General features: G+C 55.7%; 17 protein-coding genes and 2 tRNA genes. 11 read left to right on the top strand and 8 right to left on the bottom strand.

Going from position 1 to position 21476, the window contains the following annotated elements; translation table 11 throughout:
* Nucleotides 1-2: 2 nt before the first annotated feature.
* Nucleotides 3-2462 (bottom strand): EAL domain-containing protein, encoded by a 2460-nt coding sequence (locus Q675_RS26750; protein WP_014421733.1) that lies wholly within the window; start codon nucleotides 2460-2462, stop codon nucleotides 3-5.
* Between the two features lie 236 nt (nucleotides 2463-2698).
* Between Q675_RS26750 and ccoM the strand changes: the two genes are divergently transcribed.
* Complete coding sequence (gene ccoM, locus Q675_RS38625) at nucleotides 2699-2848, top strand: cytochrome c oxidase subunit CcoM (RefSeq protein WP_022992482.1); 150 nt, start codon at nucleotides 2699-2701, stop codon at nucleotides 2846-2848.
* A gap of 20 nt (nucleotides 2849-2868) precedes the next feature.
* Here the strand turns inward: ccoM and Q675_RS26745 are convergent.
* The 3 genes from Q675_RS26745 to Q675_RS26735 form a co-directional block, all read right to left on the bottom strand.
* Nucleotides 2869-2944: transfer RNA gene (locus Q675_RS26745), tRNA-Glu, on the bottom strand.
* A gap of 86 nt (nucleotides 2945-3030) precedes the next feature.
* Nucleotides 3031-3936: a TIGR01777 family oxidoreductase gene (locus Q675_RS26740; RefSeq protein ID WP_023011054.1), complete on the bottom strand. Its 906-nt coding sequence runs from the start codon at nucleotides 3934-3936 to the stop codon at nucleotides 3031-3033.
* A gap of 40 nt (nucleotides 3937-3976) precedes the next feature.
* Nucleotides 3977-4354, bottom strand: a complete 378-nt coding sequence (locus tag Q675_RS26735) for a sirohydrochlorin chelatase (RefSeq protein ID WP_011784645.1) — start codon at nucleotides 4352-4354, stop codon at nucleotides 3977-3979.
* A 101-nt stretch (nucleotides 4355-4455) separates the two neighbouring features.
* Between Q675_RS26735 and Q675_RS26730 the strand changes: the two genes are divergently transcribed.
* The 6 genes from Q675_RS26730 (at nucleotide 4456) to Q675_RS26705 (ending at nucleotide 9615) form a co-directional block, all read left to right on the top strand.
* Nucleotides 4456-5058 (top strand): DUF924 family protein, encoded by a 603-nt coding sequence (locus tag Q675_RS26730; RefSeq protein WP_014421729.1) that lies wholly within the window; start codon nucleotides 4456-4458, stop codon nucleotides 5056-5058.
* 97 nt (nucleotides 5059-5155) lie between these two features.
* Nucleotides 5156-5902 (top strand): TetR/AcrR family transcriptional regulator, encoded by a 747-nt coding sequence (locus tag Q675_RS26725; protein WP_023011053.1) that lies wholly within the window; start codon nucleotides 5156-5158, stop codon nucleotides 5900-5902.
* 98 nt (nucleotides 5903-6000) lie between these two features.
* A tRNA-Gly gene (locus Q675_RS26720) sits at nucleotides 6001-6076 on the top strand.
* 131 nt (nucleotides 6077-6207) lie between these two features.
* Nucleotides 6208-7005 (top strand): MOSC domain-containing protein, encoded by a 798-nt coding sequence (locus tag Q675_RS26715; protein ID WP_023011052.1) that lies wholly within the window; start codon nucleotides 6208-6210, stop codon nucleotides 7003-7005.
* A 4-nt stretch (nucleotides 7006-7009) separates the two neighbouring features.
* The gene (locus Q675_RS26710) at nucleotides 7010-8947 is read left to right on the top strand and encodes an ATP-binding cassette domain-containing protein (protein ID WP_031209832.1); all 1938 of its coding nucleotides are present in this window, start codon (nucleotides 7010-7012) and stop codon (nucleotides 8945-8947) included.
* Nucleotides 8944-9615: a DUF6901 family protein gene (locus tag Q675_RS26705; protein ID WP_022992475.1), complete on the top strand. Its 672-nt coding sequence runs from the start codon at nucleotides 8944-8946 to the stop codon at nucleotides 9613-9615. Before Q675_RS26710 ends, Q675_RS26705 begins: the two co-directional genes overlap by 4 nt.
* Before the next feature lie 25 nt (nucleotides 9616-9640).
* On the opposite strand, the gene Q675_RS26700 is transcribed toward Q675_RS26705, so the two are convergent.
* Together Q675_RS26700 and Q675_RS26695 are read right to left on the bottom strand one after the other, a co-directional pair.
* A complete protein-coding gene (locus tag Q675_RS26700; protein WP_011784651.1) occupies nucleotides 9641-10072 on the bottom strand; it encodes a universal stress protein in 432 nt (143 codons plus the stop codon).
* Nucleotides 10073-10214: 142 nt separating this feature from the next.
* Complete coding sequence (locus Q675_RS26695; protein ID WP_023008218.1) at nucleotides 10215-11033, bottom strand: hypothetical protein; 819 nt, start codon at nucleotides 11031-11033, stop codon at nucleotides 10215-10217.
* A 315-nt stretch (nucleotides 11034-11348) separates the two neighbouring features.
* On the opposite strand from Q675_RS26695, the gene fadB reads away from it, so the two are divergent.
* From fadB to topA, 3 genes are all read left to right on the top strand, one after another.
* On the top strand, nucleotides 11349-13496 hold the full coding sequence (fadB, locus tag Q675_RS26690; protein ID WP_014421724.1) for a fatty acid oxidation complex subunit alpha FadB: 2148 nt from the start codon (nucleotides 11349-11351) through the stop codon (nucleotides 13494-13496).
* A 32-nt stretch (nucleotides 13497-13528) separates the two neighbouring features.
* Nucleotides 13529-14704 carry an acetyl-CoA C-acyltransferase FadA gene (gene fadA, locus Q675_RS26685; RefSeq protein WP_011784654.1) on the top strand — a complete coding sequence of 392 codons (1176 nt, stop codon included), beginning with the start codon at nucleotides 13529-13531 and terminating at the stop codon, nucleotides 14702-14704.
* Nucleotides 14705-14969: 265 nt separating this feature from the next.
* Complete coding sequence (topA, locus tag Q675_RS26680) at nucleotides 14970-17609, top strand: type I DNA topoisomerase (protein WP_011784655.1); 2640 nt, start codon at nucleotides 14970-14972, stop codon at nucleotides 17607-17609.
* Nucleotides 17610-17676: 67 nt separating this feature from the next.
* Here the strand turns inward: topA and Q675_RS26675 are convergent, their stop codons facing one another.
* The gene (locus Q675_RS26675; RefSeq protein ID WP_011784656.1) at nucleotides 17677-18552 is read right to left on the bottom strand and encodes an NAD(P)-dependent oxidoreductase; all 876 of its coding nucleotides are present in this window, start codon (nucleotides 18550-18552) and stop codon (nucleotides 17677-17679) included.
* A gap of 341 nt (nucleotides 18553-18893) precedes the next feature.
* On the opposite strand from Q675_RS26675, the gene Q675_RS26670 reads away from it, so the two are divergent.
* Complete coding sequence (locus Q675_RS26670; protein WP_022992472.1) at nucleotides 18894-20099, top strand: M48 family metalloprotease; 1206 nt, start codon at nucleotides 18894-18896, stop codon at nucleotides 20097-20099.
* Between the two features lie 80 nt (nucleotides 20100-20179).
* Here the strand turns inward: Q675_RS26670 and gltA are convergent, their stop codons facing one another.
* Nucleotides 20180-21454, bottom strand: a complete 1275-nt coding sequence (gene gltA / locus Q675_RS26665) for a citrate synthase (protein ID WP_011784657.1) — start codon at nucleotides 21452-21454, stop codon at nucleotides 20180-20182.
* Nucleotides 21455-21476: the final 22 nt, after the last annotated feature.

Here is a 21476-nt window from a genome sequence, read left to right as displayed (position 1 = left end):
GATTACTTTAGATTGGCCCGCTCATTGGTTTCGAGCCAGTGAATGAAGTCCTGCTCGGGCAGGGGGCGACTATAGAAGTAACCCTGGGAGTAGTCGCAATGCTCCGCTTTCAGGAAGTGAGTCTGGTCCTCTTCCTCAACCCCTTCGGCAACCACTTTCAGGCCTAGGCTGTGGGCCATGTTGATGATCGCGCGGACAAGGGAAGCATCTTCGTTTTCTTTCAGGACATCCTGAACAAATGACTTGTCGATTTTCAGGGTATCGAACGGATAGCTTTTCAGATAGCTGAGTGCCGAATAGCCAGTTCCGAAATCGTCGACCGACAAGCGGATTCCAACTTTGTCGAGTTGTTTGAGGATATCAGCGGTTTCGATGGAATTGTCCAGAATCAGCCGTTCCGTGATTTCCAGTTCCAGCAGTTCCGGCCGTAAATTGCTGTCGTTCAGCGCGCGCATGATGGCGTCGGTAAACCCGGGGTCCCGGAACTGGCGTGGTGATACATTGACGGCAATGCTGATCTCACGCCCGGTCATCGCCTGCCAGCAGTACGCGGCTTGACAGGCTTCCTTGACGACCCATTCGCCGATCGGAATGATCAGGCCGGTTTCCTCGGCCAGCGGAATAAAGCGATCTGGCATCACCATGCCCATGGCCGGATTGTTCCAGCGAAGCAGGGCTTCAGCCGCCACCAGGCCACCACTGGCGGTGTCGACAATGGGCTGGAAATAGAGCTCGAATTCACCCAGCTCCAGGGCCTTGCGCATGTGAGATTCCATTTGCAGACGCTCGTGAGAAACCTCGCTCATCTCCGGAGTAAAACGGGCATAGGCGCTCTTGCCTTTGTGTTTCGCCTCGTACATGGCCGCATCGGCGTGCTGGAGCAGGGTGCCGCTGTTATCCGAGTCGTCCGGGAAGGTGGCGATGCCAATACTGGTTGTGACAAACACTTCCTGGCCGCTGAGCATGAACGGCGGTGCGAAGGTTTTCAGAATACGTTCGGCAACCTGGGAAGAGGCGTCCGGCCCGTTCAGCCCCGGCAGCACCACAAGGAACTCATCACCACCCAGCCGCGCAACGGTACTGGTGCCGCGCAGGCAGCTGGAGATCCGGCGTGCGGCTTCAATCAGCAGGGTGTCACCGGCGTCGTGGCCGAGGGTATCGTTGATGTGCTTGAAGTTGTCCAGATCCAGGAACATTACCCCAACCTTGGACTCATCACGCCTTGCCTGGGCCAGCGCCAGTTTCAGGCGGTCCAGCGCAAGCATGCGGTTGGGAAGCCCGGTCAGGATGTCGTAATTCGCTTGCCGCAACAGCTGTTGCTCGTAACGTTTTCGGATGCTGATGTCTTCCCCGAGTATCAGGTAACCGGTGGTTTCACCGTTATTGTCCTTGATAGGGGTGACCACAAGCTGTTCCCAGTAGCGCTCGCCATTTTTCCGTGTGCTATTGACTTCGCCTTGCCAAACGCCCACGCGCTGTACCTGAAGCCTGATGGATTTCCATAGTTGTCTGGCTTCGTGGGAATCCACACCGGGGTCAATAAGTGACGAGGGATGCTTGCCGATGATTTCAGACGGGCTGTTCCCCGTCAGTTGGCTGAATTTCCGGTTCGCATATTCAATGCGCCATTGCCGGTCGCAGATCAGAACCGAAGATGGGCTCTGGTCGATGGCTTTGGAGAATTTCCGGATTTCGGCTTCATCACGTTCCCGCCTTGCAACGTCATCGGTGAGCCGTTCGCGCATCTGGTTGATGGCTTCGGTCACCATACCCAACTCATCGCGCTGGTAAGCAGGAGTATCCGGCCTATCCAGCTCCAGCGGGCGTGAAAGATTTCGCAATGACAGATCCCGGGTGTAGTCGGCCATGTCCGCCAGGTGGCGAGTGACCAGATGGCGGAATATCCACAGAATCAGAATGGAAACAACAAATATGATCAGGAACTGAGTGGCAAGAATGAAGCCCACCCGGCGCCTTAGTTCATCATACACCCGTTGCAGACTGGCGGTGATGGTGAGCTCGCCCAGCCGGAATTCCGCATCGTCCCGGTAGATCAGCTCGAAACTGTGGGTGAGGGTATCGGTGTCTCGTGGGAGTTCGCCCATGACCAGTTCGGAGTCTGGTTCAATTCGGAGCCGTAGATGTTCGATATCGGGCAGGCTGAGAATGCCGTCCATCTGGGTTTGCAGGTGTTTTTGATCCAGCGCCCACAGACTCTGGGCAAGACTGGAGCGGTAACCGGACTCAATTACCTGCATCCGCTGTTCTATCTTGGACAGGTCCTCGCGGTAGTCTGAGTAGATCTGAATGCCGGACGCGAGCAATGTAAAGGCAGAGCTGAACAGAAGGATCCATGCCACCAGCCGGAATGATAAAGGAGAGGCTGCACGAAAACGTTTCAAACGCGTCGCAATGTCTGGCATGTCTTTGATTTTTCGACCATCCAAGGAAGTATCGGACATAGCAATTACAGAAGCGATCCCTGACGTTGTTACCTGTATTCCCTTGCCTACGACTATAGCAGCAGTTTACGGCAAATGCGCTGCAAACTCAGGATAAACCGAGAGAAATGGGGCAGGGCGTCTCACTTTGGCAATTATTGCAATGACGAAATGAGCTTGATGCAGATCAATACGGGGCAGGCGGTGCCGGCGTAACCTGAGCTTAATCAAGTTTTACAGGTACAGGAGACATAGCCATGTATATGGACGCAGTTGTAATCGCCGGAATCGCCACAGTATTGCTGATGATTGGCTTCTTCGTCGGAGTCGGCATCTTCGTCATGAAGGATCAGAAGAGCCATGCTGCTAAAGGAGGAAAACACCACCAGGGTGGTCATGGCAGCTGACGAGCAGACAGCTTTGAAATTGGCGTCCCCTAGGGGGTTCGAACCCCTGTTGCCGCCGTGAAAGGGCGGAGTCCTAGGCCACTAGACGAAGGGGACGCAACGTTTTCAAAAGCTTGCCTCGTCGAGGTGGCGCGTATATTAAGTAAGGTGCCTGGGGCTGTCAACGCTTTTTCTTAAAAAAATTATGTTCCCACACTTTCCCTCAACGCGGCTTCCAGTTCCGCAAGCCGGAATTCAAAACCCTCACGTTTGAGCCGTTCCGGTATCGCCTTCTGACCGGTCAGTAACAGCCCGGCCATTTCCCCCAGCATCAGTTTCAGTGCAGGCGCTGCAGCCGGTATAACGGCAGGGCGGTGTAGAACCTGTGCAAGCGTTCTGGTGAATTCCGCATTGGTGACCGGGTTCGGGCTGACCATATTGTAGGGGCCGTTTGCCGTTGGCGTATCCAGCATCCAGAGCAGGCCGGAAACCACGTCGTCCCTGTGAACCCAGGGCATGTATTGCCGTCCGGAGCCCAGCTTTCCGCCAAGTCCGAGCTTGAAGGGCAGGACCATGCGTTGCAGAAAACCGCCGTTACGGCCGGCCACCACGCCGGTGCGGGACAGGCAAACGCGTACGCCATCAGCTTCAAGTTTCAGTGCCTCCTGTTCCCAGTCCCGGCACAGTTGGTGTGTGAACTCATCATGGGGTTCTGTGTCTTCGGTAACCAGGTGATCCCCCTGGTTACCATAAAAGCCAACGGCAGAGCCGGATACCAGAACCTCCGGCATGTTGCTCCAGGTTCTTACCACTCCGACCAGGGTGCGGGTGAGATCAATGCGGCTGGCACGCAGCTGTTCCTTGCGGGCATGGCTCCACCGTTTGTCGGCAATGCCTTCCCCGGCCAGATTGATAACTGCATCGAAGCCCGGGTGTGCGCGCAACTTTTCCAGATCATCCGTGACTTCTACCCGGCCGCAGATGGAGCGCACGGCATCCGGCTTCTGGCGGCTGAGAACCGTTAGCCCATAACCGCGTTCAATTAGCTCACGGCATAGTATGTGGCCGATAAACCCTGTGGCGCCGGTAACCAATATACGTTTGTCCATGGGTTCCCTCCTGCGATCGGAATCCGTGGTTGGTTCTTTGTCAGTGTTCAGAGCGCTCGAGTTCCTCCTTAACCACATCACGGATGGCCAGTCCAAGCCTCGGATTTTTCCCGATTGGTTCAGCCAGGCGGATAGTAACGCCGTGTTCCGCCTCCAGCCTTTCGATCATGGCCGGGACATCTTTTCGCAAGTGGCGGCCCGCAGCGAGAAATAACGGGACGACCGTGAATTGCTCCACGCCTTGCCCTTTGGCCCGGTTCACAATGGTATCCAGTGAGGGTTCTGCCAGTTCCATGTAGGCAATGGCTGCATTCTCGATTGACTCTACGGTCGGTTCGGCCAGTTTCTCGAAGGTTTCGCACCAGCGTGCGTCGCTGCTGCCGTGGGCCAGTAAAATAATCTGGTGTGGTTGGGTCATAACATCTCCGATCTGGTCGTTTGTGTCGGTGCGACCGTAAACTTGACGACAGTGGGTCGTTTAAAGTGATCCTGACAATCAATGTATCAGGGAGTTGTCAGATGTTCGATTGGAAAGAGCTTCTGGATTTCTGGTTCGGTGAATTAGATGAAAACGGTATTCCTGATCGCGATCATCGCAACCGTTGGTTTCGCAGTGACCGTGCCTTCGATCAGGAAATCCGGCGCAGGTTTCTGTCTCTGGTGCTGTTTGCCTCTGAGCAGGGGTTGGATCACTGGCGCAAAGCCGCCGGAGGCTCGCTTGCTGAGATTCTTTTGTTGGATCAGTTCACCCGCAATATTTTTCGCGGGGGCGCCATGGCCTTCGATAACGACCGTCTGGCCCGGCAATTGTGTCGCGGCGCGATGCAGCGAGGACAGGATCTGGAGTTGCCGCCGGTTCAGCGTGCTTTCCTCTATATGCCGTTACAGCATTCCGAAAAGCTGGCGGATCAGGATCTTTCGGTAGAATGCTATCAGCAATTGTCTGCCACCACCGATGGCGTTCTGGGAGACTTTCTGGGCAGTTTTCTTCAGTCGGCTCGCGATCATCGGGATATTATTGCCCGTTTTGGCCGATTTCCTCATCGCAACAAAGCCCTGAAGCGCGCGTCGTCGCAGGATGAACAGGCTTATCTTGAGGGCGGGCCGCGCTTTGGCCAGTAGAGCTTGCCAGTTTGGTGATCGGTTCAACGAATTGACTGTCGATAACGGGCACACTCCCTTACAGCGATAACAATAAAAGCAGCGGAGCAAGAACAGGATGTCATCTAACAACCCGGCGGTGAGCGATAACCCGGGCGCCAATAAACCTATCTCCAACAATAACAGGGCCCCAGGGCGGGGTGGCAGAACCACTCGTGCGAAAAGTGAAATCCGGCGTCATGCCATTCTCAAGGCAACCATCCGGGTAGCGGCGAAGGACGGTATCAAAGGTATCAAGCATCGTTCCGTCGCCAGGGAAGCAGGCGTACCCCTGGCAGCAACCACCTATTATTTCCGAGACATCAACGAGTTGATCAGCGACGCCTTCATGCTGTACGCGAAGGAAGCCGGTGCGGAACTGAAAGCCTTCCACGACACCCTGAATCTGGTGCTCGATGGTGTGCCTGCGGAACAATTGCGCCGCGGCGCTGAGTTCCGTCCGGAGCTGTGTCAGCGCCTGACCGACTTTGCCCGGGCCTGGATGCAGGAGCAGTTTACACGCCGGAGGGAGCAGGTACTGGCAGAGCAGGTGTTTTTGATGGAGGCCCTCAGAGATGGCCGTCTGGCCAGGGTGGCTCGTCGGTATCGGCAGTCCTGGATTGATGGTCTCGAGCAGCTCCTGGTACGACTGGATTCGCCGTGCCCTCGTCAGGACGGTACCCTGATCGTCAATGTAGTGCTGGGTATGAGCTACGATCTGCTGCTGGAAGTGCCCGGCACCGAGGCTGAGGTATTGAGTGCATCCGTGGCCAGAATTGTGCAGTTGGCCCTAGGGGTGGAGCCTGAAGACCTGCGGGCACCATGATTATCAGCGGCTGTGAGATTTTTTCACGAAAGTGTTGACGGCCCCCGAGTTATCAGTAGAATACGCATCCGTTGTCAGGCAACGCCCGACAGCAACTAGCGGGAATAGCTCAGTTGGTAGAGCACAACCTTGCCAAGGTTGGGGTCGCGAGTTCGAATCTCGTTTCCCGCTCCAGAATTCGGAAACCCGGCCTCAGGCCGGGTTTCTTCGTTTATAGCCTCGCAAAATCACTCACTACCTCTGTCTCGTCAGTTATACTCGGCAGCCATTTCCTGAATAATCCGGCAACTGAGGAAGGCGAAGCCATGAAGGTGAAATCCCTCTATATCTACCCGGTCAAGTCGTTGGCTGGAATCGACGTGTCCCGCTTCAGCTTGGATGATTTCGGCCCGCAAGGTGATCGCCGCTGGATGATTGTTGATGGGGATAACCGCTTCGTCACTCAGCGTCGGCTGCCTCAGCTCGCCAATGTTTCAACGGCTCTGCAAGAGGGAGTGGTCGTTATTGATGTGCCTGGCGAGGGGATTTTCCCTCTCGAGGTGGGCTCTGACGCTGTGGAAGTGACGGTCTGGCGTGATCAGGTGGCTGCCACTGCCGGAGCTGATCGTGCTGCCGAGGCCTTGAGCCGCTATTGCGGAGAAACGCTCAGGCTGGTTTATATGCCTGATAGCTGTTTCCGGCGGGTGGATCCTGGTCGTGTCAGTGCTGAACGCCGAGTGGGTTTTGCCGATGGCTTCCCGTTGCTGGTGGTTAACCAGTCGTCTCTGGATGAGCTCAATTCCCGTCTCGAATCCCCGGTCGATATGCGTCGCTTCAGGCCGAACATTGTGGTTGAGGGGGCGGGGGCCTGGGCGGAAGACACCTGGCGGAGCGTCAGCGTTGGTGAAAGCCGGCTGGATCTTGTCAAACCCTGCTCCCGTTGTGTGATGACCACGGTCAACCCGGATACTGGCGAGAAAGATTCCGCCACTCAGCCCCTCAAGACTCTGGCCAGCTATCGAAAGACCCGGGACGGCGTTATTTTTGGGCAAAATGCCGTGCACCAGAAGCCCGGCGAGATATCTGTGGGCGATGAGGTAACCGTTTTGAATCAGGAGAATTGATACAGTGCCACTGTTAACGCTAGACAGGATTTCGCTCGCCTATGGCATGCATCCATTGCTGGATGAGGCCAGCCTGACCATCGAGCCCGGTGAACGGGTGTGTCTGTTGGGGCGAAACGGTGAGGGGAAATCCACGCTGCTGAAGATCGTCAGCGGGGAAGTGACGCCGGACGGCGGTGTGGTGCGCATGGAAGATGGCTCAGTGCTGTCGGTGTTGCCTCAGAGTTTGCCATCGGACGACACTCGTACGGCCTATGATGTGGTGGCTTCCGCATTTCCGGAAACCGGTGACCTGTTGGCGGAATTCCACCGGCTGTCTCAAAGGGCGGACGAATCCAGTCTTGAGCGTTTGATGAAGGTTCAGGAACGGCTGGAATCTCTGGATGGCTGGCGGCTTGACCAGAAGGTAACCACGATTCTGGGGCAGTATGGAGTGGATCCGGATCGGGTACTGAATACGCTTTCCGGGGGGTGGCAGCGGCGAGTGCTTCTGGCCAGGGCGTTGGTGGCAGACCCGGATATTCTGTTGCTGGATGAGCCAACCAACCATCTGGATGTGCCCGCCATTGCCTGGCTGGAAGAGGCGTTATCGCAGTTCCGGGGGGCCATGTTGTTTGTCAGTCATGACCGTGCCTTTATCCGGCGAATGGCCACTCGCGTCGTGGAGCTGGACCGGGGGCAGCTGGTGAGTTTTGCGGCCAGTTATGACAGATATCTGGAGCTTAAGGAAAAAGCGCTGGAGGAAGAGGAGCGCCAGAACGCGCTTTTCGACAAGCGCCTGAAACAGGAAGAGGCCTGGATCCGCCAGGGTATCAAGGCTCGCCGCACCCGGAATATGGGGCGGGTGAGAGCGCTCAAAGCGATGCGGGAAGAGCACAGGCAACGCCGGGTGAGGGGTGGCACCGCCAGTTTTGCCGTAGAGCTGGCGGATATTTCGGGCAAGCTGGTTGCGGAAGCGAGCAATGCCGGATTCTCTTATGTCGATGGCGAGCCAGTGGTTCGCAATATGGATCTCACCATTCTCCGGGGCGACAAGATCGGACTGGTTGGTGAGAACGGCACGGGCAAGACGACCCTCGTGCGCCTGTTGTTAGGTGAGCTGACACCCACTGAGGGAAGTATTCGGCTGGGAACGAATCTTCAGGTCGCCTACTTTGACCAGCTTCGGGGAGAGCTGGATCTCCAGAGAAATGCGTTGGATAACCTGGCTGAGGGCCGGGAATTCATCGATATCAATGGTCAGAGCAAGCATGTTTTGGGTTATTTGCAGGAATTTCTGTTTACCCCGGAACGGGCACGCTCTCCTGTGCGTGTGTTCTCCGGTGGTGAGCGGGCGAGACTGTTGCTGGCCAAATTGTTCAGTAAGCCAGCCAATATTCTGGTACTGGACGAACCTACCAACGATCTTGACGTCGAAACCCTGGAATTGCTGGAAGAACAGCTTTCAGAGTTCAAGGGTACCGTGATTGTTATCAGTCACGATCGGGAATTTCTCGATAACGTGGTGACCGATACCATCTTCCTGGACGGTTCCGGGGCGGTGATGGAATACGTGGGTGGATACACCGATTGGCGTCGGCAAGGCGGTCGTTTTCCCTCTGAAACATCGGGAAGCCGACTGGACAAACAGGATAAGCGTGATAAACCCGACAGTTCCGCTAAAAAGCCAGGTCAGGATGGCGGTACTGTGGGGCAGTCGGCAAAATCAAAGCCCGTCAAACTGAGCTACAAGCTTAAACTTGAGCTGGAACAATTGCCCGGCAAAATCGAACAACTGGAGCAGCAGGTAGCTGAGCTTCAGGATAAAATTTCTGCACCGGATTTTTATTCAGGCCCACCGGAAGATGTATCGGCCACTCTGGAACAGCTGGCGGAAACGGAGTCTCGCCTGGAGTCGGTGATTGAACGGTGGATGGAGCTGGAAGAACAGGCGAACCAATGAACATAAATTACAATTTCAAATTTCAGGATGGCCGTGATATCGAGTTCAAGGTAACTGGGGAGTCCTCCTCGCCGCCGCAGGGTCAGTCACTGCCGGCCTGGGTTCGTCTCGAACACTGTCAGTGTTCGAACTGCCCGCTGAAGCCTGGCGAGACCCCGTATTGCCCGGCGGCAACCGAGATTCTGCCGGTCGTAGAGGCGTTTCAGGCGGAAGACGCGTATCAGAAAGTGGATGTAACCGTGACGGATGAGCGCCGCTCCTATTTCAAGCAGACGACGCTGGAAGAGGCGTTGCGTTCTCTGCTGGGGCTCAAGATGGCTACCAGTGGCTGCCCTGTGCTTTCGGAGCTCAAGCCGATGGCGCTCCACCACCTGCCGTTTGCCAACAGTGACGAATTTGTGATGCGCAGTGTGGGGTATTATCTGCTTCAACAGCTTTTCGCAAAGCGGAATCAGCAGGAAGCGGACTGGGAACTGAAAGGTCTGGTGGAGCGTAATCAGCGATTACAGCTGGTGAATCAGGCGCTCTGGCAGCGGATACATGCTGTTTGCAAGGGCGACAGTAATCTGAAGGCACTGCTCAACTTTTTCTCAATGGCCTCGAGTGTCAGCGTTTCTCTGGAAAGCCAGCTCAGGAAGCTTCAGGCCAGGATGAAGGGGGAGGGCTAGGGCCGTCCCCCTTCCATCACGAGTCTCAATGAATACGAATGGCCAGTACATCGCACTCCGTGCCGTGAAGAACGCCGTTGGCAGTTGAGCCAAGCAGTAACTGGAAGCCTTTACGGCCATGGCTTCCCACGATCACCAGGTCAACGTTGTGCTCCTTGGCCAGCCGGTGGATTTCCGATTCTGGCCGGCCGACGGTTACCACCTGGTTGGCCGCCGCAATACCATATTCATCCCCATACTTGCCCAGCTGTTCACGAGCGGCTTTGTCCAACTGATCCTGCAGTTCAGACAGATCCATAGGAATATCGCCACCATAGGCGTAGCCAACCGGCTCAACAACGTGAACCAGCAGCAACTCGGCTCCCTGGGCATCGCACATCGCCTTGGCTTTGTTCAGAACCTGTGGTGCCTCTTCAGTCAGATCAATGGCAACCAGCATTTTCTTATAGGTGGACATAACTTAGCGCTCCTTCGTACTTGGGGAATATGTTCAGAATAGTACCGAGAGTATACCGGGGAAAGTGTTTTGTCATGCTGACCGGTATCAACCGGGGGAGGGATTTGGCTGGGGTGAGCTGGCCGCTCACCCCGGAAGAGCGTCAGGCGCTGGCGCGTAGCAGGTCAATAGCGTTGGTCAGGCCTTCAATGATGCCTTTCGAGTAGCGATCAATCACAAAGCCCACGTTGTTCTCGTTGTAGTTGATGTACGAGCTGCGGATGAATTGCCATTTGGAAGCGACATCGTCCAGGGCAGTCTTGAGTTCGCCGTTTGTTGAGCCGGCCCTGAGTGAGGAAAGGAGTTGATCGAATGTCTTGGCCTGCTCGTCGAGCGGAACTTCGCTGGAAGCTCCCTGGAAGGTCTGGGCGACGGACGAGTGCGTTCTGGCGGCATAACGGGCCATCATCTGGGCCATGACCACAGCGGCTGAACGAGCCGACTCAATACGGGTATCCGCCTTAATTCCGCTGCTTTCCTGTGCTACCGAATAGAGCTCGGTAGCCAGGTTATTCATACTCTGGGCCTGGTTTGCCAGGTCGGCCATCAGGCGAAGATCCGGATAGCCCCGGTCGCGTACCTCATTGATGTTGCCGCGCATCAGATTCTTGAACTGGTCGAAGGCCTGGTTCAGTTCCTCAATCTGCTGTTCAGAAAGAACGCCGCTGGTGCTCGCCACTACGGAATTCATGGCGTCGTTGGAGTTATTGATTCCGACAACGATCCGGTTCAGTGTTTCGGTATCGCCGGTCGCACTGAAGCTGTAAAAGGCATCGAGAGCAAGGTAGTTATTGACCCGGAAATCGTGGAGGTCAGACAGAAACTCTGCCCCGGTTTCCTGGGCCTTTGCGCTCAAAGCCGTCAGGGCGAGTAGAATGAACGCGGCAATCAACGACTGGATCCGCAGGCGGGCGTCTTTCATCGGATGAGTCTCCGTAATGCAGTTTTATTATTGTGGACTAAAGTCGTAACCCGAAGTTAAAGTAAGTCTGCCGGCTAATCAAGTAGTTTCCGGCGCTTACAGAGTCAGCTCCCTTTTTTCTGCAGGTTTCATTCAGAAACAAATTGACAAACGCGTCTTTTTTTTTCATCGTGTGCCCTCACGATTCAAACGACTGTATGAATTTTTGGATCGGAAGATCGGGCAGTGACCGAAATCTCGCTGCACAAACAGCCGGCATGGTGGCCAACGCCCGCCGGTTGTCAGCAGTTCCAAACACAGACTGGAGATCAGTTGATGATTTACGAAGGTAAAGCCATCACGGTTAAAGAGATCGAAGGCGGGATCGCTCAGTTGGACTTCGACTTGCAAGGCGAGTCAGTCAACAAGTTCAACCGTCTCACCATCGAAGAACTGGGCGCCGCAGCTGAAGCACTCAAATCCCAGAAGAACCTGAAAGGCCTGGTAGTAACCAGCTCCAAGGACAGCTTCATTGTCGGTGCCGATATCACCGAGTTTACCGAGCTGTTTGCTGGTTCCGAGGAAGACCTCGTGGCCAACAACCTCAGGGCCAACGAAGTATTCAACGCCATTGAAGACCTGCCGTTCCCGACGGTTACCGCTATCAACGGTATCGCTCTGGGCGGTGGTTTCGAAATGTGTCTGGCGACCGACTATCGTGTCATGGCTCCCAAGGCCAAGGTAGGTCTGCCGGAAGTGAAGCTGGGTATCTTCCCGGGCTTTGGCGGTACGGTTCGCCTGTCCCGCCTGGTTGGTGTCGACAATGCGGTTGAGTGGATTGCTGGTGGTACTGAAAACCGCGCTGATGCCGCTCTGAAAACCGGTGCTGTTGACGCTGTTGTTGGCGCTGACAAGTTGGTTGAAGCTGCCGTTGCGATCATCAAGCAGTGCAATGAAGGCAAGCTGGACCACATGGCTCGCCGTGAAGAAAAGAAAGGCAAGATCAAGCTCAATGCCATGGAAAGCATGATGGCATTCGAGATTTCCAAGGCGTTCGTGGCCGGCAAGGCTGGCAAGAACTACCCGGCGCCGGTGGAAGCGATCAAGACCATGCAGAAGCATGCCGGCATGACCCGCGACAAGGCGATTGAGGTAGAGGCCAAAGGCTTTGCCAAGATGGCCAAGACCAACGTTGCCGCGTGTCTGGTTGGTCTGTTCCTGAATGACCAGGCCCTGAAGAAGAAAGCCAGTGCCTGGGAAAAAGAAGCTTCTGATGTGAATCTGGCCGCCGTACTGGGTGCCGGAATCATGGGTGGCGGTGTTGCGTTCCAGTCTGCACTGAAGGGCACACCGATCATTATGAAGGACATCAATCAGGACGGCATCAAGCTGGGTCTGAATGAAGCCAAGAAGCTGCTGTCCAAGCGTGTTGCCAAAGGCAAGATGGACGCCGGCCAGATGGGCGACGTGCTGAACGCGATCACTCCGACCCTCAACTACGGCGACTTCAAGAACGTTGACCTGGTGGTTGAAGCGGTTGTTGAGAATCCGAAGGTCAAAGATGCTGTTCTGCGTGAAACTGAAGATGCAGTTCGCGAAGACACCATTCTTACCTCTAACACCTCCACTATCTCCATCAACCTTCTGGCCAAAAACCTGAAGCGTCCGGAGAACTTCTGTGGCATGCACTTCTTCAACCCGGTGCACATGATGCCGCTGGTTGAGGTTATCCGTGGCGAGAAGACCAGTGACCGGGCTATCGCGACTACGGTTGCCTACGCCAAAGCGATGGGCAAGACCCCGATTGTCGTCAACGACTGCCCGGGCTTCCTGGTTAACCGTGTTCTGTTCCCGTACTTCGGTGGTTTTGCCGCGCTGGTACGTGACGGCGCCGATTTCCAGAAGATCGACAAGGTGATGGAAAAGTTCGGCTGGCCCATGGGCCCGGCTTATCTGCTGGACGTTGTCGGCATGGATACCGCCAAGCACGCCAACGAAGTGATGGCTGACGGTTTCCCAGAGCGCATGAAGGCCGACTTCAAGTCTGCCATTGACGTGATGTTCGAGAACAACCGTTACGGTCAGAAGAACGACAAAGGCTTCTACAAGTACGAAGAAGACAAGAAGGGCAAGCCGAAGAAGGTTGTTGACGAAGAAACCTACAAGCTGATCGAGCCTGTGGTTGACGGCAGCAAAGACTTCGACGAAGAAGAAATCATCGCCCGCATGATGATTCCTCTGTGCCTGGAAACCGTTCGCTGCCTGGAAGACAACATTGTTGAAGACCCGGCCGATGCAGACATGGGCCTGATCTACGGTATCGGCTTCCCTCCGTTCCGTGGTGGTGCATTGCGCTACATCGACGACATGGGCGTCGACAAGTTCGTCGAACTGGCAGACAAGTACGCAGATCTTGGCCCGCTGTACGCGCCGACCGAGAAGCTGCGTGAAATGGCCAAGACTGGCAAGAAGTTCTTTGGCTAACCCTAACGAGATTTCCGAACGGAGAAAGATCTATGAGCCTTAATCCGAGAGACGTTGTCGTCGTCGATTGCGTGCGGACTCCGATGGGTCGTGCCAAAAACGGCTGTTTCCGCAACGTACGTGCCGAGACTTTGTCGGCTGCGCTGATTGAAGCACTGTTTGAGCGCAACCCGAAGCTCGACCCGAAAGAAGTAGAAGATGTGATCTGGGGCTGTGTAAACCAGACCAAGGAGCAGGGCTTTAACGTGGCGCGGCAGATTTCCCTGCTGACCCGTATCCCCCACGAGTCTGCTGCCCAGACCGTAAACCGTCTGTGTGGTTCCGCCATGAGCGCTATCCACACCGCGGCGCAGGCTATCCAGACTGGTAACGGTGATGTGTTCCTGGTCGGTGGTGTTGAGCACATGGGCCACGTACCCATGACTGAGGGTTTCGACCACAACCCGGCTGCTTCCAAGTACTCCGCCAAGGCGTCCAACATGATGGGCCTGACCGCGGAAATGCTGGCCAAGATGCACGGTATCACCCGTGAGCAGCAGGACGAGTTCGGCGCCCGCTCCCATCGCCTCGCCCATGAAGCCACTCAGGAAGGTCGTTTCAAGAACGAAATCGTTCCGATTGAAGGTCACGACGAGAACGGCTTTGTGAAGCTGATCGAAGAAGACGAGACCATTCGTCCGGAAACCACAGCTGAGTCCCTTGGCCAGCTGCGCCCGGCGTTCGATCCGAAAAATGGTACGGTGACTGCCGGTACCTCTTCCCAGTTGACCGATGGTGCGTCTGCCATGGTGCTGATGTCCGCCGAGCGGGCAGAAGCTCTGGGTCTGACCCCGATTGCCAAGATCCGCAGCATGGCCGTGGCTGGTTGCGATCCCGCGATCATGGGTTACGGCCCGGTACCGGCCACCAAGAAGGCCCTGAAGCGTGCAGGCCTGAAAGTTGAAGATATCGACTTCTGGGAACTGAACGAGGCCTTTGCTGGCCAGTCCCTGCCGGTTCTGAAAGACCTGAAACTGCTGGGCGTCATGGAAGAGAAGGTGAACCTGAACGGCGGCGCGATTGCTCTTGGCCATCCGCTGGGCTGCTCCGGTGCCCGTATCTCCACCACACTGCTGAATATCATGCAGGCCAAAGGCGGTAAGCTTGGTGTATCCACCATGTGTATCGGTCTTGGTCAGGGCATTGCCACTGTGTGGGAGCGTATCTGATCAGGAGTATCTGATTAGTGAGCTCAGTCAGGAGGCCCGGCATATGCCGGGCCTTCCTGTTTCCGGACGCGCAAAATGCGACGGAACCCGGAAAAAAGGCTGATTGAAATCAAAGAATGGGTTGTCTTGCCAATCTTGACCCTGTAAAACAGTGAGCCTATACAGAATGGCAGCCTTTGTGTTTTCCAGTTGCCTGATTTTTATGCGAGTTTACGGTTCTGTTCAGATATTGACCGATTGATCGCCAAGGATACAGATCTCCGATATGGGTAAAAGTCTCGTTATTGTCGAGTCGCCAGCGAAAGCGAAGACCATCAACAAGTACCTGGGCTCGGATTTTATCGTGAAGTCCAGTGTTGGCCACATCCGTGACCTGCCCGTAAGTGGCAGCGGCAGCCAGTCAGACCCGAAAGAACGGGCGAAACAGGCGGCGGCCACGCGCAAGATGAGCCCGGACGAGAAAGCCGAGCACAAGAAGCGTAAGGCCCGGGAGCAACTGGTAGCCCGCATGGGTGTTGATCCCGACCATGACTGGAGCGCCCGTTACGAGATTCTGCCTGGCAAGGAAAAGGTGGTCAGCGAGCTCAAGCGTTTGGCCAAGTCTGCCGACCACATCTATCTGGCAACGGATTTGGATAGAGAAGGGGAGGCGATTGCCTGGCATCTTCAGGAGACCATTGGCGGCGAGCCGGACAAATACCGTCGTGTGGTGTTCAACGAGATTACCAAACGGGCGATTCAGGAAGCTTTCAAGGATCCGGGCAACCTCGATAACAACCGGGTTAACGCTCAGCAGGCCCGACGGTTCCTGGACCGCGTTGTGGGTTATATGGTCTCGCCGCTGTTGTGGGCAAAGATTGCCCGCGGTCTGTCAGCGGGCCGTGTGCAATCCGTCGCCGTACGACTGATTGTGGAACGGGAACGGGAGATCCGTAAATTTGTGCCGGAAGAGTTCTGGCAATTGCATGCAGACCTTGCTGCCGAGGGCGCCAAAGACCCGGTCCGGTTCGAAGTAACCCGTTATATCGACAAGCCCTACCGCCCTGTCAACGAAGCTCAGAGCAAGGAGCACGTTGAGCGGCTCAAGGCTGGCGGCTTCAAGGTGGCCAAGCGCGAAGACAAGCCGACCCGATCCCGTCCGTCTGCACCCTTTATTACCTCTACGCTGCAGCAGGCGGCCAGTAACCGCATGGGTTTCAGCGTCAAGAAAACCATGATGCTGGCCCAGCGATTGTACGAGGCCGGTTTTATTACCTACATGCGTACGGATTCCACCAATCTCAGCCAGGATGCCGTAGTCAGCTGTCGAGAGTTCGTCCAGAAGCAGTTCGGCGAACGTTATTTGCCTGAGAAGCCGCGGGTCTACGGCAGCAAGGAAGGCGCTCAGGAAGCTCACGAAGCCATTCGCCCGACGGATGTTGCTCGCAGGCCAACGGATATTACCGGCCTGGAAAAAGACGCAGAGAAGCTCTACGACCTGATCTGGCGCCAGTTTATTGCCTGTCAGATGGCAGATGCCGAATTCCTGAGTACGTCTATTGTGGTGGCCAACGGCGACTACGAGCTGCGCACCCGGGGTCGAATCGTCAAGTTTGACGGCTTCCTGAAGGCTGCGCCGCAGTCCACCAAGAAAGATGAAGACGTGGCATTGCCAGATATCAAGGTGGATCAGCCCCTGGATCTCAAGAAACTGGATCCAACCCAGCATTTTACCAAGCCGGCGCCCCGGTACACCGAAGCCAGCCTGGTCAAAGAGCTCGAAAAGCAGGGGATCGGCCGGCCGTCCACCTATGCCTCCATCATTTCTACTATTCAGGATCGGGGCTACGTAAAGCTTCAGAATCGCCGCTTCTACGCGGAGAAGATGGGGGAGATAGTGACCGAGCGACTGGCGGAATCCTTCCCGAATCTGATGGATTACGATTTTACCGCGCGCCTCGAAGATGAGCTGGACGAGATCGCCGAGGGTGAGGTTCAGTGGAAAAAAGTGCTGAACGACTTCTATGCCAAATTCCGTAATCAGCTGGAAAGCGCTGAAAAGACGGATGGCGGTATGCGCGCCAATACTCCCACGGAAACCGATATACCGTGTCCGAGCTGTGGCCGGAATATGCAGATCCGGGTGGCCAGTACCGGGGTATTCCTGGGCTGCTCCGGCTACTCGTTGCCACCCAAGGAACGCTGCAAGACCACCATTAACCTGGTGTCTGGCGACGAAGTGGTGAGTGCTGATGACGATGTGGAAGGGGAGGGTGAAACCCGGCTGCTCCGGAAAAAACGCCGCTGTCCGAAATGCGGCACCGCCATGGACAGCTACCTGATCGACGAGAAGCGCAAGCTGCACGTGTGTGGTAACAATCCGGACTGCTCAGGGTACGAGGTTGAAGAGGGTACGTTCCGTATCAAAGGTTACGATGGGCCGACGCTGGAATGTGACAAGTGTGGCTCCGAGATGCAGCTCAAGACCGGCCGATTCGGCAAGTACTTCGGTTGCACCAACAGTGAATGCAAGAACACCCGTAAGTTGCTGAAAAATGGTGAGCCGGCACCCCCTAAAATGGACCCGGTGCCAATGCCAGAGCTCAAGTGCGATAAGGTGGACGATACCTACGTACTGCGTGATGGGGCGTCCGGCCTGTTTTTGGCAGCCAGTAAATTCCCGAAAAATCGGGAAACGCGGCCGCCATTAGTGATGGAAATCAAGCCACACCGTAAGGAAATCGATCCGAAATACGATTACCTGATGGATGCCCCTGAAAAGGACCCTGAAGGCAATCCGACGGTGATACGTTACAGCCGAAAATCAAAAGAGCAGTACGTCATGTCGGAGAAAGACGGCAAGGCTACGGGGTGGTCAGCGTGGTTTGAAAATGGTCGCTGGGTCCCGCGCGACAAGAAAAAGTAAGATGGTCGGTGGCGCCCCCTCGCCTTTGAGAAGGCGAGGGGGCGTTATTCTCGTATACGCTGGCGCGTTAACGGAACTTGCGTAGTCGCTGTATGAGAGACGATGTGTCCCAGCGTCGTCCGCCCATGGATTGCACATCCGCGTAGAACTGGTCTACCAGTGCGGTAACCGGCAGCGATGCATTCACTTTTCTCGCTTCCTCCAGGCAGATTCCCAGATCCTTTCGCATCCAGTCAACCGCGAACCCGTGATCGAACTCACCGTCAATCATGGTTCCCGAACGGTTTTCCATCTGCCAGGACTGGGCCGCACCTTTGGAAATCACATCTACCACTTTGCGTACATCCAGCTCTGCCTGTTCGGCAAAGTGCAGCGCCTCTGAAAGCCCCTGAACCAACCCGGCAATTGCAATCTGGTTAACCATCTTGGTTTTCTGCCCGCTGCCCGCCGGGCCCATCAGGTTGAGCGCACGAGCGTAGTGCGCCATGACCGGCCTGGCTTTTTCGAACGCCTGCTCGGCGCCGCCACACATGATGGTGAGTGCGCCATTCTGGGCGCCTTGCTGACCACCCGAAACCGGCGCATCGATAAAAGCCTGTTTGCGGGCGCCAGCGGACTCGGCCAGGCGTTCGGCAATCCCCGCAGATGCCGTCGTGTGGTCAATCAGGATGGCGCCCTCTGGAGCGTTTGCGATGATTCCCTCGTCGCCTTCAAATACTTCGATCAGATCTTTGTCAGCGCCAACACAGGTTATGACAAAATCTGCGTCTCTAACAGCGAGCGCGATCGAATCACAGGCGGCGCCTGAATGTTCTGACGCCCATTGTGTTGCCTTCTCGCCAGACCGGTTCCAGACACGGACAGAAAGTCCTGCGTTTGCCAAATGCCCCGCCATGGGATAACCCATTACGCCCAGGCCAATAAACGCTACCGTTGTTGTCATTGATTTACTCCAGTCGGTGAGTGTCAGTGTGCTTTGATTATGAAATCGAGCCGAAAGGATTGAAACCCTTTTCGACCGTTCGCGGGGTATCCATTGGTCTGGGCTCACAGAATGCTCAATGCAGGCATGACGCCAATCACAGACCGGTAAACTATCTGCCTATTTCAGGCGCATACGATAGCAGGCGCTTCCAGGCCTTCTTATACTTAGCAGGCTAGCCGCATGGATGCTTACAGGCCGTGAGAAACCAGTTTTTGGGTCTCCCGGTGCTTCTTATCCTTGTTGTTCAGCGAATGGGGGAGGCCGTGATGCCGCCTGTAGTTTATTCGTGAGGGAAGTAAATGAATCTGGTATACAAACATGAAAAACCGTTGCTGCTGGTGACGGCGGTGCTTGCTGTGGCCATCTGGCTGGCTCTGATACTGGGGACGCTCGGTATTGTATTGCTGTATCTGTTGGTGGGGTACGTGTTCTTTCTCTTTGCCCATTCGGCTTTCATCTCACACCTGAAGGGGTCTGGGGTGCGAATCAGTCGCGAGCAATATCCGGATCTCTATGACCGGCTTATTCGTTGTTGCGAAAAGGTTGGGGTAAAGGAGGTGCCGGAAGCCTACCTCCTGCGGACGGACTTTTTCAATGCACTTGCGACCAAGTTTCTTGGACGGCATTTTGTTGTGCTGTTCACTGATGTTGTTGATGCGTTGGAAGAGCGCCCGGACGCTATTGATTTCTACATCGGTCATGAGTTGGGTCATATTCACCGGCGCCATCTTTCCTGGGGGCCGGTGCTGGCACCCGCTGCCTGGCTGCCTGTAATCGGGCCGGCGTTGCGGCGTGCCGAAGAATACACGTGTGATCGCTACGGTGTAGCCTGCTGTCAGTCACCGGAGGACATCAAGGCAGCGCTGGCAGCAATCGCTGCTGGCGATACCCGCTGGCAAACCATCAACGTGGACGCATTTGTAGGGCAAGTGGCTGTGACCAACGGCTTCTGGATGTCCTTTAACGAAATAACGGGAGACTACCCCTGGCTCACCAAGCGGATGGCAGCGGCCATTGCCCTGTCGGAAGGGCGTGAAGTATCTCACCCGGGGCGGAGCGAGTTAGCCTGGTTTTTCGCTCTGTTCGTCCCGAGGCTCGGGGTTGGGGGAGGGGCTGCGTCCTTGCTCGTGATGGTTGCCATTGTCGGCATACTGGCCGCTGTTGCGATTCCTCAGTATCAGGAATACGTAGAGAGAAGTCGTTATCAGGATGCTTACCTGGAAGGTTTGGGGGTTACGGATTCTGTCGATTCCTATGTCAGTGAACACCAGGCCTGGCCGAGCTCGATGGCGGAGCTTGGTTATGGCGGTACCTTCGGGGGCTCTGGCGAAAACTATACTATCGATGTCTATGACGGTGGTGTGATCGGCATTGAGATGGGGGTTGATGAAACCGGAGAGTCGGAATACATCGTTCTGGAGCCGGAGGTCACCGATAGCGGGTTATTCTGGAGTTGCTATGGTCAGAACGCTGTTGAAAAACTACTGCCGGCGGACTGTCGTTAGCATGGTGAAAGACTGACCGGGAAATGAAAAAAAGCCGCTGAAGTCAGCGGCTTTTTTCTGGTTGAAGGCAAGTGGTGTGCTTACTTCTTCGGGTAGTCCCGCTTCGGCGAGCCGGTGTACAGCTGGCGCGGGCGGCCGATACGGTTGGCACCGCTGACCATTTCGTTCCAGTGGGAGAACCAGCCGATGGTACGGGACATGGCGAAGATAACGGTAAACATGGAGGTCGGAATACCGATGGCCTTCAGGATGATGCCGGAGTAGAAGTCGACGTTCGGATACAGCTGGCGCTGAACGAAGTACTCGTCTTCCAGGGCGATCTTTTCCAGGCGCTGGGCAATTTTCAGCAGCGGATCGTTTTCCAGGCCGAGTTCGCTCAATACTTCGTGGGCAGTCTGAGCCATGACTTTGGCGCGTGGATCGAAGTTCTTGTAAACCCGGTGGCCGAAGCCCATCAGGCGGAACGGATCGTCCTTGTCTTTTGCCTTGGCAATGAACTTCTCGATGTTGGACTCGTCGCCGATCTCGGCCAGCATGTCCAGTACCGCTTCGTTCGCGCCGCCGTGAGCCGGGCCCCAGAGTGCGGCAATGCCGGACGCAATACAGGCGTATGGGTTGGCGCCGGTAGAGCCTGCAAGGCGAACGGTGGAGGTGGACGCGTTCTGTTCGTGGTCAGCGTGCAGAATGAAGATCTTGTCCATGGCGTTGGCCAGAACAGGATTTGGCTTGTACTCTTCGCACGGAGTGCCAAACATCATGTGCAGGAAGTTCTCTGCGTAGGACAGGTCGTTCCGTGGATACATGAACGGCTGTCCCATGGAATACTTGTAGCACCATGCCGCAATGGTCGGCATTTTCGCGATCAGGCGATGGCCGGTAATTTCACGTTGCTTGGGATCGGAAACGTCCATCTGGTCGTGATAGAACGCAGACAGCGCGCCCACAACGCCACACATGATGGCCATTGGATGCGCGTCACGGCGAAAGCCGTTGAAGAAGTTGCGCATCTGGTCGTGCAGCATGGTGTGGTTTTTGATGGTGTCGTGGAACCGCTTGTTTTCTTCTTCGCTGGGCAGTTCGCCGTTCAGCAGCAGGTAGCAGACTTCCAGGAAGTCGGAGTGCTCGGCCAGCTGGTCAATGGGGTAGCCGCGGTGCAGCAACACACCGTTGGCGCCATCGATGTATGTGATGGCCGATTCGCAGGCTGCGGTGGATACAAATCCGGGGTCGTAAGTGAAAACGCCTTCCTGTACCAGGCCGCGTACGTCAATAACGTCAGGGCCGACGGTGCCGGAATAAACCGGTAGCTCAATGGACTTATCTCCCACCGAGAGCGTGGCTTTCCTGTCGGTCATGGTGCTCTCCTGTCTGATTAGC

Source organism: Marinobacter sp. EN3, from assembly GCF_000475315.1.
Taxonomy (GTDB): Bacteria; Pseudomonadota; Gammaproteobacteria; order Pseudomonadales; family Oleiphilaceae; genus Marinobacter; species Marinobacter nauticus.
The sequence above is the reverse complement of the archived record's forward strand: the minus strand, read 5'-3'. Positions and strand labels throughout refer to the sequence as shown.

What these genes read in the sequence shown, in the direction of transcription:
- Q675_RS26750 (WP_014421733.1), bottom strand. Translation starts at nt 2,462, where the DNA reads ATGTCCGATACTTCCTTGGATGGTCGAAAAATCAAAGACATGCCAGAC.
- ccoM (WP_022992482.1), top strand. Translation starts at nt 2,699, where the DNA reads ATGTATATGGACGCAGTTGTAATCGCCGGAATCGCCACAGTATTGCTG.
- Q675_RS26740 (WP_023011054.1), bottom strand. Translation starts at nt 3,936, where the DNA reads ATGGACAAACGTATATTGGTTACCGGCGCCACAGGGTTTATCGGCCAC.
- Q675_RS26735 (WP_011784645.1), bottom strand. Translation starts at nt 4,354, where the DNA reads ATGACCCAACCACACCAGATTATTTTACTGGCCCACGGCAGCAGCGAC.
- Q675_RS26730 (WP_014421729.1), top strand. Translation starts at nt 4,456, where the DNA reads ATGTTCGATTGGAAAGAGCTTCTGGATTTCTGGTTCGGTGAATTAGAT.
- Q675_RS26725 (WP_023011053.1), top strand. Translation starts at nt 5,156, where the DNA reads ATGTCATCTAACAACCCGGCGGTGAGCGATAACCCGGGCGCCAATAAA.
- Q675_RS26715 (WP_023011052.1), top strand. Translation starts at nt 6,208, where the DNA reads ATGAAGGTGAAATCCCTCTATATCTACCCGGTCAAGTCGTTGGCTGGA.
- Q675_RS26705 (WP_022992475.1), top strand. Translation starts at nt 8,944, where the DNA reads ATGAACATAAATTACAATTTCAAATTTCAGGATGGCCGTGATATCGAG.
- Q675_RS26700 (WP_011784651.1), bottom strand. Translation starts at nt 10,072, where the DNA reads ATGTCCACCTATAAGAAAATGCTGGTTGCCATTGATCTGACTGAAGAG.
- Q675_RS26695 (WP_023008218.1), bottom strand. Translation starts at nt 11,033, where the DNA reads ATGAAAGACGCCCGCCTGCGGATCCAGTCGTTGATTGCCGCGTTCATT.
- fadB (WP_014421724.1), top strand. Translation starts at nt 11,349, where the DNA reads ATGATTTACGAAGGTAAAGCCATCACGGTTAAAGAGATCGAAGGCGGG.
- fadA (WP_011784654.1), top strand. Translation starts at nt 13,529, where the DNA reads ATGAGCCTTAATCCGAGAGACGTTGTCGTCGTCGATTGCGTGCGGACT.
- topA (WP_011784655.1), top strand. Translation starts at nt 14,970, where the DNA reads ATGGGTAAAAGTCTCGTTATTGTCGAGTCGCCAGCGAAAGCGAAGACC.
- Q675_RS26675 (WP_011784656.1), bottom strand. Translation starts at nt 18,552, where the DNA reads ATGACAACAACGGTAGCGTTTATTGGCCTGGGCGTAATGGGTTATCCC.
- Q675_RS26670 (WP_022992472.1), top strand. Translation starts at nt 18,894, where the DNA reads ATGAATCTGGTATACAAACATGAAAAACCGTTGCTGCTGGTGACGGCG.
- gltA (WP_011784657.1), bottom strand. Translation starts at nt 21,454, where the DNA reads ATGACCGACAGGAAAGCCACGCTCTCGGTGGGAGATAAGTCCATTGAG.